At 36.3% G+C, this 16228-nt stretch carries 15 protein-coding genes; 7 read left to right on the top strand and 8 right to left on the bottom strand.

Annotated features, from left to right (window positions below; translation table 11 throughout):
- Positions 1-212: 212 nt before the first annotated feature.
- The 6 genes from KHA93_RS13130 to KHA93_RS13105 all read right to left on the bottom strand — a co-directional run bounded on the left by KHA93_RS13130 (position 213) and on the right by KHA93_RS13105 (position 6008).
- The gene (locus KHA93_RS13130) at positions 213-1505 is read right to left on the bottom strand and encodes an aspartate aminotransferase type Ic (RefSeq protein WP_213111139.1); all 1293 of its coding nucleotides are present in this window, start codon (positions 1503-1505) and stop codon (positions 213-215) included.
- Between the two features lie 361 nt (positions 1506-1866).
- Positions 1867-3096 carry an amidohydrolase gene (locus KHA93_RS13125; protein WP_213111138.1) on the bottom strand — a complete coding sequence of 410 codons (1230 nt, stop codon included), beginning with the start codon at positions 3094-3096 and terminating at the stop codon, positions 1867-1869.
- 24 nt (positions 3097-3120) lie between these two features.
- Entirely contained in the window at positions 3121-4344 is a 1224-nt protein-coding gene (locus KHA93_RS13120) for an amidohydrolase family protein (RefSeq protein ID WP_213111137.1), read from the bottom strand.
- Positions 4345-4440: 96 nt separating this feature from the next.
- On the bottom strand, positions 4441-4914 hold the full coding sequence (locus KHA93_RS13115) for a nucleoside deaminase (protein WP_213111136.1): 474 nt from the start codon (positions 4912-4914) through the stop codon (positions 4441-4443).
- Positions 4915-4962: 48 nt separating this feature from the next.
- The gene (locus KHA93_RS13110; RefSeq protein ID WP_213111135.1) at positions 4963-5358 is read right to left on the bottom strand and encodes a nucleoside deaminase; all 396 of its coding nucleotides are present in this window, start codon (positions 5356-5358) and stop codon (positions 4963-4965) included.
- Positions 5359-5417: 59 nt separating this feature from the next.
- Positions 5418-6008, bottom strand: coding sequence for an ankyrin repeat domain-containing protein (locus KHA93_RS13105; RefSeq protein WP_213112921.1), 591 nt, complete (start codon positions 6006-6008; stop codon positions 5418-5420).
- A gap of 236 nt (positions 6009-6244) precedes the next feature.
- On the opposite strand from KHA93_RS13105, the gene KHA93_RS13100 reads away from it, so the two are divergent.
- The 3 genes from KHA93_RS13100 to KHA93_RS13090 all read left to right on the top strand — a co-directional run bounded on the left by KHA93_RS13100 (position 6245) and on the right by KHA93_RS13090 (position 8787).
- Positions 6245-7123 carry a LysR family transcriptional regulator gene (locus tag KHA93_RS13100; RefSeq protein ID WP_213111134.1) on the top strand — a complete coding sequence of 293 codons (879 nt, stop codon included), beginning with the start codon at positions 6245-6247 and terminating at the stop codon, positions 7121-7123.
- Between the two features lie 108 nt (positions 7124-7231).
- The gene (locus KHA93_RS13095; protein ID WP_213111133.1) at positions 7232-7858 is read left to right on the top strand and encodes a DJ-1/PfpI family protein; all 627 of its coding nucleotides are present in this window, start codon (positions 7232-7234) and stop codon (positions 7856-7858) included.
- Positions 7859-8196: 338 nt separating this feature from the next.
- Complete coding sequence (locus tag KHA93_RS13090; RefSeq protein ID WP_213111132.1) at positions 8197-8787, top strand: hypothetical protein; 591 nt, start codon at positions 8197-8199, stop codon at positions 8785-8787.
- 276 nt (positions 8788-9063) lie between these two features.
- On the opposite strand, the gene KHA93_RS13085 is transcribed toward KHA93_RS13090, so the two are convergent.
- Positions 9064-9852, bottom strand: a complete 789-nt coding sequence (locus tag KHA93_RS13085) for a nuclease-related domain-containing protein (protein ID WP_213111131.1) — start codon at positions 9850-9852, stop codon at positions 9064-9066.
- Positions 9853-10437: 585 nt separating this feature from the next.
- Here KHA93_RS13085 and KHA93_RS13080 point away from each other — a divergent pair.
- Positions 10438-10701: a hypothetical protein gene (locus KHA93_RS13080; RefSeq protein ID WP_213111130.1), complete on the top strand. Its 264-nt coding sequence runs from the start codon at positions 10438-10440 to the stop codon at positions 10699-10701.
- Between the two features lie 187 nt (positions 10702-10888).
- Positions 10889-11647, top strand: a complete 759-nt coding sequence (locus KHA93_RS13075) for a glycerophosphodiester phosphodiesterase (protein ID WP_213111129.1) — start codon at positions 10889-10891, stop codon at positions 11645-11647.
- A 516-nt stretch (positions 11648-12163) separates the two neighbouring features.
- Here the strand turns inward: KHA93_RS13075 and KHA93_RS13070 are convergent.
- Complete coding sequence (locus KHA93_RS13070; RefSeq protein WP_213111128.1) at positions 12164-13030, bottom strand: helix-turn-helix domain-containing protein; 867 nt, start codon at positions 13028-13030, stop codon at positions 12164-12166.
- Between the two features lie 128 nt (positions 13031-13158).
- Here KHA93_RS13070 and KHA93_RS13065 point away from each other — a divergent pair, with 128 nt between their 5' ends.
- Entirely contained in the window at positions 13159-15039 is a 1881-nt protein-coding gene (locus KHA93_RS13065) for a beta-L-arabinofuranosidase domain-containing protein (protein ID WP_213111127.1), read from the top strand.
- A 172-nt stretch (positions 15040-15211) separates the two neighbouring features.
- Positions 15212-16204, top strand: coding sequence for a LacI family DNA-binding transcriptional regulator (locus KHA93_RS13060; protein ID WP_213111126.1), 993 nt, complete (start codon positions 15212-15214; stop codon positions 16202-16204).
- Positions 16205-16228 lie beyond the last annotated feature (24 nt).

Raw genomic sequence — 16228 nt, 5'->3', positions numbered from 1 at the left:
AAGGGTTACACTAATATTTTCTAAGCTTCGATCATTAAGCAAATAATGATCTCGAAAAAGTCGATTCCTTGTACAAAAATGTACCCTATAGAGTAGAGATTCTACCTATAGGGTTATTTTTATATAATAAAGTGTGTGAAATACATCTGGATTGGAGAAGGCATCTTTTCATTATGTAGGGTGGGATATTCCTATAAAAATAATATGAGTGCTTAGATTATTTGGTTTTGTAAGAGCTTCTTAATACTTGCTAGTAGAATACACAGAACAACCACTTCCATTGCAGCTTCTAGTTCTGATAATGATGGGAACGTAGGTGCTATTCTGATATTCCTATCTCTAGGATCTTTTCCATATGGATAGGTAGCACCTGCAGGAGTTAAAGAAACACCGGCATCAGAGGCAAGCTTAACTACTTCTGAAGCACACCCATCAAGTGTATTCAAACTAATGAAGTATCCCCCTTTAGGTTTGCTCCATGAAGCAATACTATATTTACTTAATTTTGCTTGCAGTATGTTTAATACCATATCAAATTTAGGCTTAATGATGGCAGCATGATTTTTCATATGAAGGTTAATATTTTCCAAGTTCGTAAGAAAAAGCACATGGCGTAGTTGATTTATTTTATCTGGACCAATTGTTTGGGTACTAAGTTGTTTTTTTATATAAGATATATTTTCCTCACTTGCAGCCATTACTGCCACACCGGAACCTGGAAAAGTAATCTTGGATGTTGAGGCAAACATAAAAACACGGTTTGGATGACCAGCATCTTCACAAGCCCTTAAAATATTCTTTACTATGGATGGTTCATCTGTAAGGTGATGAACCGTATATGCATCATCCCAGAATATTTTGAAATCATTGGCTTTTGTAGGCATTTTCGCAAGACGATTTACAACCTCATCACTATAAGTAATACCGTCTGGATTGCTATATTTTGGCACACACCATATACCTTTAATAGAGTCATCTTGTAAAACTAGTTTTTCAATTTCATCCATATCTGGCCCATCATCTAACATATTAATTGTGATCATTTCAATGCCATATGTTTCACATATAGCAAAATGCCTATCATATCCTGGACTAGGACACAAAAATTTTATTTTCGATAATTTCCCCCAAGGAGTATTGCTATCTATGACGCCAGTTAGTAATGCCCTAGAAATCGTATCATGCATCATATTAAGACTGGAGTTTCCCCCTATTATTATTTCATTGGAACTTACTTGAAGTAATTGGCCAAATAACTCTTTTGCATCTGCTAAGCCGTCTACCATTCCATAGTTTCGAATATCTAAAGACTCACTAACAAGAAGTGGACTATTAGAATTTACGATGTCTAGTAAACCTAGTGATAAATCTAGTTGTTCGGGGCAAGGTTTCCCTCTAGACATATCTAAGGATAGCTTTTTATCTTTAATATCATCATATTTCCTTAACGTTTTGGAATAAAGTTCTGTTAAACTTGTGTGGTCTAATAAGCATAAATCAGTCAATGTTATCCCCCTCAACAATAAAATTAAATGAATTTACTCAGGATAAATCTAATTTCAAAACTAATTATTCTTTATAATGAAAGATATCTTTCAATAAATCAATATGTGATATGTCGTCATTCATCGTAACTTTATATAGTGATGGGTAGTTCAAAAAACTGTTAGAGCACTTCTTACATCTTTCCAAACTTTATGGTTCTTGATAAAAAAAGTTCAAATGTTTATTTGAAAATATTTTACGCCGATCACTGGAGGACAAATGTGATCGGCGCATCTTTAATAAATTATTGTAATTACGAAAGTAGTATTGTAGAGCTAGAATAAATTGAGTGTATATTGATAACAAATAATTACTCATTCTTTACTTCGATTCAAGTGAGCCCGAGACGATCTCTCCTTTGAACATCGTTGCTACTCGTTTCGATCTTCTAGCGATGGTTTCGGCAGAACAAGATGCTTCAACTAGTACGACACTTGCTTCGTCGCCCACTTGAGGCCAAACTTGTTTTCCTTCAGAGTCAAGCGGTGTTTTGCCACCCGTAATAAAGTATAGCGTTTGGGCTAATGACCGTTCATCGCTCCACCTTGAAATTTCAGCTAAACGACCAGCTCGTTCTAACACATCACCATTTCCAAAAGGTGACCAAACATCAAAAATATTATCGCATCCGACGGCAACTGAAACGCCTTTTTTGTGTAATAAGCCTACAGGCGGAAACTTTCTGCCAAGTGGAACACTTGTAATAATAGTGATTCCTGCATCAGCCAATAGTTCTGCCATAGCTTCTGCATGAGTTTCAGTTATGTCCCCAAGTCCAAATGCATGGCTGATGGCAACCTTCCCTTGTAGATCGGCTTCTTTTGTTAACTGAGCCAATCTTTTCATTGTGTAGATTCCTAGATGGTCCCCATCATGTAAATGCAAATCGATTCCTGCATTTCCGCAGGCAGCGAGTTCTACCATTTCTTGTAAAGAGGCTTCAATATCTCCATCTACTGTGGCGGGGTCTACACCACCGACAAAGTTCACCCCTTGGCGAAGTGCTTCTCTTACTAAATCTTTTGCCTTTGTACGTAATAAACCATGTTGCGGAAATGCAACAATTTCATACGAAAGCTTTCCTTCAAACTTTTGCAATGCTTTTTGAACTTCTTCTAAATTCTTTAATCCAACCTCAGGATATAGATCGACATGTGTACGTATATGAGTCACTCCGGCTTTTAAATAACGTTCAAGTAACTTTTCCGCACGTTCTTCCGTTGTGGTCTCCAAAGAAGGGAGAACTTCTTTTTCAATATCAAGTCGTTCAAAAATACTGTTTACAGGCGTTACTGCACGCCACTTGTCACCTAGCAATGTTTTATCCAAATGACAATGCTTTTCTATAAAAGAAGGAAGAACTAATAACTGTTTCGCATCTTTTTTTGGTAAATCATCTGAAATGGTTTCACTAGAGGAAATAATCTTTGCGATCTTTCCTTCCTGAATTAATAAATGAAAACATGCAGTCTCTGTTCCAGTTATGACATCATTAACGACTTGGTAACCTGTCTCTAATCGCGCATTTGTTAACCAAAAATTAGAACTCATAGTATTTATCCTTTCTTTTTCAAATTAAAGTGCTCCGGAAACGATATTTCCTTTAAAGATTACGGCCTTTCTTTCTGCTCGTCTTGCAATAGCTTCAGCGGAGCAGCTTGCATTAACGAGAACAAGATTGGCATCATCACCAATATTTGGCCAAACACGTTGCCCATTTTGATTAAGAGGAGTTATGCCTCCAGTAATATATCTTAAGGTTTGTCCAAGTGAACGTTCATCACTTAGACCAAAACGTTCCGCTAAAGTCCCTGCTTTTTCTAAACTATCTCCTTTTCCGAATGGAGACCAGTGATCTGTAATGCTATCATCACCTAGGGAGATTTCTACCCCCTTTTCATGCAAGAGAGGAATTGGAATCGTTCTTCCAATAGGAACAGATGAAGTAATCGAAATTCCTTGGTGAGCCAGTAACTCGGCGACTTCACTCGCTTCTTTAGGGGTGATGTCAGCAAATGCCAATGCATGACTAATAGTGACTTTTCCTTGCCATCCAGCTTCTTCCGTTAGAGATGCCAATCGTTTAAACGTAAAAATACCTAGATGACCTGGGTCGTGAATATGAAGGTCGATGTTTGCATTTGCTTCTACAGCTAGCTCCATCACCGTTTGTAATGATTTCTCAATATTTTCATCAATTGATGCAGGGTCGACACCACCAACTAATGAAGCTCCACTACGCAATGCTTCCCTCACTAATGAAATAGAATTGCTGCGCAATAAACCGTGTTGCGGGAATGCAACGATTTCAACAGAAACTTTGTCTTTATATGCTTCCACTGCTCGTAATACGGCTTCTAAATTTTTCAATCCGATAAAAGGATCGATATTGCAATGTGTACGAATATGAGTTGAACCTGCACTCAACACCAAATCTAATAGCTTTTTCGCCCTTTCCTCGGCAACAGGCAATAAGCGTGGAAGTAGTTCTTCCTCTTCTTCTAACCTTGTGATCAACCCTTTAGTTGGAATAGTAGGCGCTTTCCAAGGACCTCCATAATACGTTTTATCAATATGAATGTGCATATCTCTAAACGATGGAAGCATTAAATAATTATTCGCATCTCGTTTAGGCAAAGTTGTTTCTAGCGGTTTGTCTGCTGCAACAATTTCATTTATTTTTCCATCTTCTATCCTTACATGAAAACGTTCTGTTTTTGTTCCTGATACGGTACCATTTTCATAATGGTAACCAGTTTCTAAATTGACATTCGTTAACCAGAATGATGAATTTGTCATTTTCTTTAATCCTCCATATTTAATAAAAAAGGTTCAAACCTTTCATGAAAGAAAGACTTGAGCACTTTTAATTCATAAAATTGATGAATACACAACTTAAGCTAAGTGATTATTTAACTCTGCCCAACGTTGGTACACTTTTATACTATCTACACGTTCTTCCTGAATCATTGGTAGTCTTCGTTTTTCGATTGGTTTTCTATACTCATCATAAAATGTTTCTAATTCAAAATACTTACGATCATCTTTATAGTAAGGAGCATAATCCTCGCGTGTTGTAATATAAATAACTTTTTTAGGACTGCAATAATAGAGAGAGCCTAAGCACATAGGACATGGGCTTGCAAGGATATAGATTTCACAGTCAGTTAAATGTTCTGTTTGTAGTTTTTTACATGCTTCTCTAATTGCAAGTATTTCAGCGTGTGCCGTGGGATCATGGGTTTGTGCTACTAGATTCGGACTTTCAGCAATAATTTCTCCATTCCGTACTATTACAGTAGCAAACGGCCGACCGCCTTCCTCTACATTTTTAAGTGCTAAATCAATAGTACGTTTAACATAATCCACAGAAATCACCTCGTAGTTATTCAAAAATTTCTTCTGTCTAGAAGAGTATTAAAGCATAAGTTGAACCATCTTTATTGCTCGTTCTTCATGTGGTAAGGAAAGCTGATTATATACATAATCTTGGCTGGAATTGCTGGCATTTGAAAAGTACACTGTTTTTATTTGCGTATAGTAGATCGCACTCAAACACATTGGGCATGGCTCAGTGCTTGCGTAAATCTCACAATCTGAAAGATTTGTTGTGTTTAAATTTCGGCAAGCTTCCAGAATTGCTTGAATTTCCGCATGAGCCGTCGGGACATTAGTTGCCCAAACTTCATTGACACCTATTCCTATAATTTGTCCTTCTTTAACAACGACTGCTCCGAATGGCGCACCATTAGCGCTCCGCTCATTTTCAGTAGCCAAATCGATTGCTTTCCTCATAAAATCTTGCTGTATCATATAGATTCTCCCCCTTAGTATCTGAAAAAAATTTCTCTATTCGTTAGAACTTGGGTGATTTATAATTTCGCTTTTAATAATATATTTTCAATTGCCTGGAATCTACGTGTTTGAGCATGTTCTAATGGAGTAATTCCTTCACGATCAGCTATATTGAGATCCGCTCCGTGATCTACTAGCAGCTGGACGATTTTTTGATGCTTTTTTCCGCCGTCACCTAGAATGACAGCTTCCAATAACGCTGTCCAATGTAAATTATTGATGTGATTGACATCAATATCCGAACGAGTAAGAAGTTCATTAACAACTTCAACGTGCCCACGTTCTGAAGCTGGTATTAGAGCCGTACCTCCAAACCGATTCGTAAGCTTCGTGTCTGCACCAGCATCGATCGCAAGTTTTACGATTTCAAGCAATCCTTCAGCTCCGGCATACAAGAGCACATTGTTTAAATTATTGTCCCGAATATTAATGTCCGCACCCATTTTGATAAGTGCCTTTACTGTATCTACTTTATTGTTATAAGTCGCTGCTAGTACAGCTGTTCTTCCAAATTCATCCGTTGCATTAATGTTTGCGCCATCATCTAGCAGTTTCAGAACATTTTCGGTATCTCCTTTTTCAGCCGATAATATGAATTGTTGATTCATAAGTTTCACCTTCTTTTCTTTAGATTGTGATACTTTCTGTAAACTCTCAGAAGAATTAGGAACTCCATGACACCCTGCAAGCAAAACAACAAATAAAATCATAAAGAAACGATACATCATCGTAGCTCCTTTGCTTGTCTATATAAAAATGCTAACATACGAGTATGTATATGAAAAATATAAAAAAAATAAGTTTTACTTAAGTTTTTCATATAATAAAAGGAGGGTTTTCAGCGATGGACATAAGACAGCTCCGATATTTTATAGCGATTGTAGAGGAAAGGAAAATATCCGCTGCTGCTGAAAGACTGCATATCTCTCAACCGCCATTAAGCCAACAATTAAAAACAATGGAAGAAGAACTAGGTTCAAAATTAGTTGAGAGAAGTGGAAAACATTTCGAAGTAACAGAAGCCGGGAAAGCTTTATATAAATATGCCTTGAGAGTGACACAGTTAATGGAGGAGGCAAAAATAGAAGTCAAGGAAGTTGGAAAAGGAGTAAATGGAAGGCTGACAATAGGCATTAACACGTTTTCAGTTGTCAAGTTACCCGAAATACTTCATAAATTTCAAAAACAATATCCAAAAGTTACTTATAAAATTCAACAAAATGAATCCGCACATCTATGTAAATTAGTAAGAGAACGGATAGTAGAGCTTGCGATCATTCGATTGCCACTCGAGTTGGATAATTTATCGGTTCTTCATCTTCATTCAGAACCCTTTTATTTTATTACATCAAAAAAAAGGAAACAGACTGGTGATGAAGTTTCACTTGCCGATATTCAAAACGATCCACTCATTTTACCTAGCACGGAAGGATTAGGTGTGCATTATGTGATTATGGAGGCATTTTCTAAATTCCAATTACATCCCAATGTTGTTGGTGAATGCTCCGACATTTCTCTTTTAATGGATCTAGTCTCATCTGATTTTGGCTCATCCATAGTTCCAGAAACATTACTTAAACGTCATAAAGGATATCCTCTACATGTCTACAAAATTTCGAGTGATCCGCTATCTGCATCTGTCGGATTAATATGGCTGAAAAATCATTACTTGTCTAAAACTGCTCAAAACTTCGTCGATTTAATAAAAAAAGAAAAAATATAATAGTTGAATGAATATCATATTATGAAGTTATATGTCGCATCAGCAGGGAATAATCAGCAAGTTGTATGGTATCCTCAAGTAAATTGTATTGATAAAAGGAGAAATTAAATGAAAAAGAGAAGAGTAGGAATTTTACTATATGACTTTGTAGATATTTTAGACTTTACTGGTCCAGCAGAAGTGTTATCATTAACAGCTAATAATAAAGCCGAAGAAGCTCTAACTCTATACAAAAAGCATTTATTGCCTACTAGACCATTTGAAGTCATCACCATTTCAGATTCGGGAAAACAAATGAAAACTCATTCGGGGATCAAAGTAGAGCCGGATTATGATATTGATCATTGTCCCCCAATAGATATTTTAATCATCCCGGGGGGACCATTAAGAGCAGTACAATCTGTGGCTAAAAATAAAAAGATACGTGAATGGATTATTAAACATAAAAAAATAGAATATATATGTACAGTTTGTACAGGGGCTTTTATATTAGGCGAAACAGGTTTGTTAGATGGAAAGAAAGCTGCAACTCATCATTTAGCATCTAAAATATTTCAAAAAAAATACCCTGATATTATAGTAGAAACAGATACTAAAGTCGTACATGATGATAATCTCCTATCTTCTGGGGGAGTTTCTTCAGGGATTAATATGGCTCTATATCTTGTTGAGCAAATAATGGGGAAATCTATTGCTGAACGAACAGCTAAGAATATTGAATTTGTAGTTTGCTAATATGCTATAGATGCGTTTCCATTAAAAGAAACGCTTTTTTATTTTGTTAAATAATAAAGCAGGAAGTGCGGAGAGGGAATCAATGTTGTTCTCCCTCCACAGTGAAGATTTTTATATATGAAAAACATCACAATATTCATAGAAGGTAACAGTTAAGTGCTAGGATGAGTTCGGTTCAATCCCGAACTCATCCCTACATTTTCGTGACTAATCTTTCATTTCAGTTGAAAATGACTCTTCGTAAATCCATTTGTAGCCCATTTAACAATTGATAATTTTTTTTATTGTAACTAACTTGATTCTCCAACGTCTAAAAAAGAAAAAGGAGAAAGATGAGAATGAAAATTCTTCATAGTTTTATCAGCATTGCGGTCATCACTTTTTTATTTTTTGCCGTATCACCAACTAAAGGTTTTGCTTGTTCATGCATTCCGTTGGGCACTGTTCAGGATGGGGTAGATGGAAGTAGTGCAGTTTTTTCAGGGAAAGTGGTTGAGATTGTAGATCCAAATCAAAATAATAAAGTCCAATCTTCTGTAGATTTGGTTGAGGTTAAATTTGAAGTGGATCAATCATGGAAAGGGAGTAAACAATCAGAGTTGATTGTTTACACGGAAAGAGATTCAGCCAGTTGTGGCTTTAATTTTTCCTTAAACGAAAAGTATTTAGTGTATGCGAATGAAGTAGATGGAAAGCTGAGAGTGAATCTTTGTTCGAGAACAGCTGAATTGGCTGCAGCTACAGAAGATGTAAATAAATTAGGAACAGGTGATAAGCCTGTAAAAGACAGCTCCAAACATACCAAAGAGGAAAAAAAATCAGAGAGTCCCGAAAACGATAGTCAACTGTATATTATTTTTACAGCTTTAGGAATTGGATTAGCTGTGGGGTTGGTTGTTGGTTTTGTAATGAAAGGGAGAAGAAAGTAAAACCATTGTTGTGCCAGTTTCTGAGTGTCATTATTGGAAACTGGCATTTTTATTTTGAATAAGGGGAATAGGGTTACAACTGGCTGAATTTAGTGCTATTTATCCTTTCTCGCCGCTAGTTGTAATAATACAACCAAGATACATAGCTGAGTTTTTTATCACAAGAACTATACTTTCTTTTTCTTCCTTCCTTTTAAACATAATAGCTCCAACGATCAAATCACTAAAGGGAATTCGGTTTCTAGCAATATACCTTTTCCTTATAAAGTTAATAGATTAGTTTACACCCTTTTGATGCTCATAACAGTAAATGTTTCCATTGAATTTTTTATTACTCAAGCAGTAGGCCTTTACTGTATCTGAAACAGGTTGATTACATATTGAACAAATGGATTCCAAATCTTTTTCTTCTACTAGTTTTTTTATTCCTTGCGTATGCTCTTCTCTAATTTTTAAATCGATAATGTTTTCTTTCGAAAAAGTGTTATATATTGTTGAAATTTCTTGCTCACTTAATAGAGGTTCTTTGTGCTGAATTTTCAAGATCGAAAGCTTCCGTTGTAGATACTCTGATAATTCGATGTCATATACAATCAATTCGTTGGACGCTATTTTTCGATAGTCTAAATCTACTTTAAAAGTACAACGTTTCGTAAATGAAACCATAGAAATAAATAGATGATGGTATTTTTCTTCAATAAATGATGTTAATGCTTTGATATGTCCGTAATTTTGTACGAATGGGTTCATCATTTTAAATTTGCCATTCACTAACCAAGTTTTTTGCTCTTTTGCACCGTAGATGGTACCTTGGTAGTTCTTTGTTTCAATGACAAATATTCCATAAGAAGTTAGAACTACATGATCTATTTGTGAATAACCCGTTTTTGCTTTTGGGTTTTCTACAAGTAAATCACTTAGGTAGCAACATTCCTTGGGCAATTGATTAAGTTGAATATCAATTTTGTATTCTCCTATTTCTCCTTTTCTTCTGGCTACCTGTTCATTAGATTTAGTTTTAACTTTAGGCTTGTCCTTCTTCATTTTTAAAAAATTTAATAACATAAATGTTCTTCTCCTTGTTGGTTTATATGAATATTTTAACTGTTGATGGAATGATTTACCATAAGTGGAAGGTGGCGAATTGAGTGACAAAGAAAGAGACAAGGGGAGTCTTTAGTTTGATATCCAAGAATATCTTTTTATAGGATATTTTTTTACTGTGGTTTCTAGGGAAGTAGAATAATATTTCAGGTTAGTATCTAGATGATTCGTCAAATTTAGGAGACTCGCCTTCTACTTGAATAGAATCATGGTCCCACAGTTTATATAAGTTGATTTGATCCAAACACAAAAGTGCAGAGTTATGAACATTAAAAGTTCATAATTCTGCACTTTATTTTTTTATAAAGACAAAGGCATTATTTATTCCATTGTAGTTTTTGTTAATACATAAATGTAGATAGGAAGAGACTGTTGGCAAATGCTTAATGGAAGTTACTGTTTCTCCTTACTAATTATTGCTAATAGATTAATAAATTGTAAAAGATGTTAACTCGTACTAAAAGGTGTGTAAAAGTTCAGTTAATTTGAATTTTGTAATAAAAAAGTGTGTTTCAATATGGTTAGCACATCAAAAGGAGGTTAAGCATGGGACAAGTCGAGTTGATCAATATTTCAAAATCATACGATAAGCAAAGTCACGTATTAAATGGAATTAATCAACTTCAAGCAACTAAATCATCTTATGCTACACAAGGTGCCGTTATGGATATGATTCCTGAAGAAAGAAAAATTATTGAAACCGCACTTGAAACGGTCTATAACGGTGGGGATGTAGATAAAGCATATAATACGGCTGTAAAACAACTGAATAGTGCGATTGAACAAGCAAATACAACTAAAGGTAAATAGTTGTGTTTCATATTATGATTGCTAGCTAGGTTTCATCCATCGTTTTGGCGGGCAAGATCTACTAAAGATTCTCCCACTATTCTTTATGATTTTGCCTTGTACTTGAATGGAATCCTGTCATATAAAATAGAGAATGAAGCTCTAGTACTTTATTCTCTAAAATTTATAAATGAAAGGAAGTATTAATATGGAAGAGACTAAAATTTTTGGTCATCGCGGCTGTATGGGGATATATCCAGAAAATACGATGATTAGTTTTAAGAAAGCAATTGAGCAAGGTGTGGATGGCCTTGAAATAGATGTTCATATGACAAAAGATGGGGAAATCGTTGTTATTCACGATGAGAAATTAGATAGAACGACTGATGGTATGGGATATATTAAAGACTTAAGCTTAGCAGAGATTAAGGAGTATAGTGCAGGGGCCAAGTTTACCCATTTACCACATTATAATGAGTCTTGGAAATTGGAGAGTGTACCAACATTACAGGAAGTACTGGGATTACTTGCACCTTATGATATCGAACTGAACATTGAATTAAAGACGTATCTAGTAGATTATGAAGGAATTGAAGAAAAAGTATTGAATGTTGTAAAACAATATGGGAACAATCGAAACGTTATCTATTCTTCTTTTCATTTACCAACTTTGATACGTATTAAAAAATGGGATCCTTCCTCCAAGATTGCGTTTTTATATGAGCATCAGCTTCCCCATCCAAATGATTATATCCAAACGTTTGATATGGAAGGAATGCATATATCAAAACGAATCGTCTTAATGAGGAATCTTTATTTGAAAAATTTGGATGGAAGTATTCGGGTTTGGACCGTCAATGATCCTCTAGAAATAAACGAACTATTAGATGCAGGTGTGAACGCCATTATCTCAGACTTTCCAGAAAGAGCATTACTTATCAGAAATGCCCGGAGAATGTATGCTTAATAGAGTAAAAAATTTATATTAAACATTGATGCCCTTCGTAATCGGAAATGTCGATACAAAGGGCATCAGTCCGTGTATAGGTGCCTTTAAGCCATGTAAAAATCATCGATAAAGGGCCTCAATCTGTGTATAGAGACCTTGAGTAACGAAAAAAAGTACTGATGTTGGGCCTCAATCTGTGTATAGAGACCTTGAGCAACGAAAAAGCAACCGATGAAGGGCCTCAATCTGTGTATAGAGACCTTGAGTAACGAAAAAACCACCGATGAAAGGCCTCAATCGGTGTGTAGAGACTTTGAGTAACGAAAAAATCATCGATGAACGCCTTCTATCTGTGTTCAGCCTTTTCATCCGTTTCTATTACCATTACACTGCGCCTATTAGCCGTTATCCGTTTCTATCACCATTACGCTGTTCCTATTGTGCTCTTAAGCAAAATAAAAATCACCGACGATGACTCCAATCCTGCTATTTGAGACTTTAAGCAATGAAAAAATTAAAATAGTGGATGTATTACTAGCCCTCATACTGTTTTCGAAATTGATTCGGACTCATTCCTTCTCTCTTTTTAAAGAAGCGGCTGAAGTAGGCCGTTTGCTGAAAACCACAGTTTTCTGCTATCTTTTCAATACTCCAATTTGTTGAGACTAGTAGAATTTTTGAATGGTCAATGCGTACTTGGTTTACATATTCCACCGGGCTGAATCCTAATGTATTAATCATGCATCTAGCAATATAGTTAGGATGGTAGCAAAGTGATTCCCCCAGCTCTTTATAGTTTATTTTCTTTGCAAAATTTTTCTTTAAAAAAGAGGCGGCTTGTTCTGCTACTGCCATTGAAGGTGAAGATTTCGCCAAGTTATTTGTATTGGCTAATTCCTGCAATAATTGCTGAAATTGTATTTGTCTTTTCCATTCCCACGAGTAATTCATGTTTTCTTCTATTGATAATAATTGCCTGCATAATAGGTCAACTATGCTCCAGTTTTGAATATTTCCATGCTTTGGAAGTGTGATCCAAAATGGGTGTTCCGAGAAAGCATTCCTGTGTTCTGTTTTTGCGAAATCATATCCTCTTCTAGTCGAATCCTCGTTGATTTCAATCCATTCCTTCGGCGTAACAAAATGAATCCAGTAAAAATGTGTTTCAGCTTCACATGGTGTTACCGAATAGTGATGTCGATCCGGATAGAGGATAAGCGCCTGTTTTTCTTCAACTGGATACTTTTTTTTGTTTTCCCCCATTATTAAGCAACCTCTGGTTACGACAAGTAAATCAAATACTCCAATTTTGTTTCGGTTTGGATGAGATTGACCAATTGAATATGTATCTTCTCCAACACCTAATATGATCGGTAAAGGTGGTGCGATTAATTGTAGCATTTTGTCTTTTCTCCCCGTTAGAAGGTTACGATAGTGCAAAAAATTGTTTGAATTTTGCATTATTTACCCACCATTATAACAATATAATGGGCTCATAGGTAAATAGAAAAAGGCAAAGGTGGGAAGAGATGTTGAGTCATACAACGTATCAAGGCTTAAAAGAAACCGTTTTTCAATCATTGCCACTAGGAAGTATAAAGCCTTCTGGATGGTTAAGAAATCAATTGGAAATACAAGCGAATGGTTTTTCCGGTCATTTAGATGAGCAATGGGATGATGTTGGGCAAAACAATGGCTGGCTTGGAGGAGATGGTGATAGTTGGGAGCGCGGTCCATACTATTTAGATGGGCTCCTACCATTGGCATATCTTTTAGAGGATAAAAGATTAATAGAAAAGGTTAAACCTTGGATAGAATGGACGTTTTCTAGCCAGAAAGAAGATGGCTCGTTTGGACCTACATATTTAAAAAATGCAAATAACGTTATGGACAACTATGACTGGTGGCAAGATTTTATCATGTTGAAAGTGCTAACCCAATATGAAGAAGTGACGAAAGATGAAAGAGTCATTCCATTCATGGTGAAGTATTTTTCGTATTTGAAAATGGCTCTTGTCGATCATCCTTTGAAGGAATGGCATGAAGCACGTGGAGCGGATTTATTATTATCAATCCATTGGTTATATGAGAGGACGGGGGATTCCGAGTTACTTCAATTAGCTCAAATGGTCCAAGCACAAACGATTGATTGGAATCATATTTTTGCAAATTTCCCTTACTGGCGCAAACAAACGGAATGGAATCACCGCACGCATGTTGTTAATGTGGCGATGGGGATTAAAACACCAGCTGTTTTTTATCGACAAACTGGTGATGAAAGTGATAAGGACGCTGTATATAAAGGGATTCAAAGTCTGATGACGTACCATGGTCAAGCACACGGGATGTTTTCAGGTGATGAATGGTTATCAGGAACCCATCCGAGTCAAGGTGTGGAGTTATGTGCAGTTGTAGAGTATATGTTCAGTATGGAAAACCTAACCCGAATATTAGGGGATGGGGTGTTTGCAGATATTTTAGAAAAAGTAGCCTTTAACGCCTTACCTGCAACAATTTCCCCAGAGTGGGATTCTCACCAATATGATCAGCAAGTGAATCAAGTCATTTGTAATTTGGCGAAACGTCCATGGTCGAACGGTCCTGATGCAAATATGTTTGGGTTGGAACCGAACTTTGGTTGTTGTACCGCAAATATGCACCAAGGATGGCCCAAATTTACTTCAAGCCTGTGGATGGCAACTCAAGATAGTGGGTTAGCAGCTGTTTCCTATGCACCTTGTACTGTACAAGCCAAAGTAGCGGATGGGAAGGATATCGAACTAGGCGTCAAAAGTGATTATCCATTCCGAGAACTAGTGACGATTAACGTAAGTCTAAAGGAAAAGGCAACGTTTCCGCTTTTATTAAGGGTTCCAGGCTGGTGCTCTGACATAAAGATAAAGGTTAACGGGCAAGTTCAATATGTTCACGTTGAAAATGGATATGCTCGTCTTGAAAGAGAATGGAATCCTAGTGATCAGATTGAGATTAAGCTCCCGATGCAAGTTCAATTAGAAGAAAGAAATAATTATGCGATCAGCGTGAACCGGGGGCCACTCGTATATGTGTTGCCGATAGAAGAAAATTGGGTTCGAGTTCATGAACGTGAACGATTCCATGATTGGGAGCTTTACCCGACATCTGCATGGCGTTACGCATTAATACAAAATGCACAATTCGATGTAGAGGAAATGGAGGAAATTCACTATCAACCATTTAAAACAGAACACGCTCCTATCAGATTACGGACAAAAGGGAGACTGCTTGCAAATTGGATGATGAAGCATAATTCAGCCGCAGCACCGCCAAAAGATCCAAAACCATATGAAAATGCCACAATTGAGACGATGGAACTCGTTCCATATGGGTGTGCGAGGTTGAGGATTGGGGAGTTTCCGGTATTGAGGTAGGGATTGGTGAAATGGTTATAGTGCAGGCACTTACAAATTTGAATCGGTTTTATCTAAATGGTGGCTTTAATAGATGAACTGATAGATATGATTAATTAATTTAATAGAAAAATCATTTTAAATGGATTAGTTAATGAAATCGGTTTTATTTAATAGTGAAAGGGACTGAACATTGACCACAATCAGGGATATAGCTAAGATTGCCGGTGTTGCGCCTTCTACAGTATCTCATGTGTTGAACGGCACTGCACCGGTCAGCTCAAAAACGAAAGCGAAAGTACAAGAGGTTATTAATGAGTATCAATTTCAGCCTAATTTTATTGCAAAAAGTTTAAAACAAAATCGAACTTTTACAATCGGTGTATTAACAGATAATTTTATGGATTTTGTGCCTTCTATGATTGGTGGAATAGAAGAGTATTTGTATCAGCAAAATTATTCCATATTAATCTCTAAAATTAGGTATGAACATGAGAGCGAATGGGACTACACACAGCTTTTTAATCCAAAACAAATTGATGGATTGATTTATGCAAGTTCCTGGGTCAGAGAAATTCAATGGAAGACACCGGATATTCCTCACACTTATGTATATGGATATACGCAAGATCTAGCTGAGGATTATGTGATACCAAATGATTTTCAAGGGGCATATGATGCGACGATGCACTTATTAACATTGCGACATCATAAAATCGGTTTTATTAATGGACCAATTGATTGGAATGCCTCGATTGAAAGGTTAAATGGATTTATTGAAGCACATCGAAGTGAAGGTCTTGAAATATTCCCAAAATGGATAAAAACAGGTGATTGGTCAAGTGAGTCGGGTTATTCATTGGCTGCAGATATTCTAAAGGGACATGAACGACCTACCGCTATTTTTGCAGCGAATGATAGTATGGCCGCTGGTGTAATACGGTATTGTGCAGCACATGGAATGAGGATTCCAAAAGATATTTCGTTGGTGGGCTTTGATAATACCGATTTTTCTACATTATTACTACCTGGTTTAACGACAGTGGAATTACCTACTTTTAAGATGGGAAAATTGGCTGCGAAACGATTGCTCGATCATATCCAAGGTGAACAAGGTTCTAATCTAAAGAAAAAAGTAGATTGTAAGTTAATCATAAGAGATTCAACGATGGAGAATAAATGTTAATTAGAGGAGGTGGTATTTCAAAGT

Origin of the sequence: Lederbergia citrisecunda (assembly GCF_018343695.1) — a bacterium.
GTDB lineage: Bacteria > Bacillota > Bacilli > Bacillales > Bacillaceae_C > Lederbergia > Lederbergia citrisecunda.
Note: the sequence above shows the minus strand (reverse complement) of the source record. Positions and strands in the feature narration are given on the sequence as shown.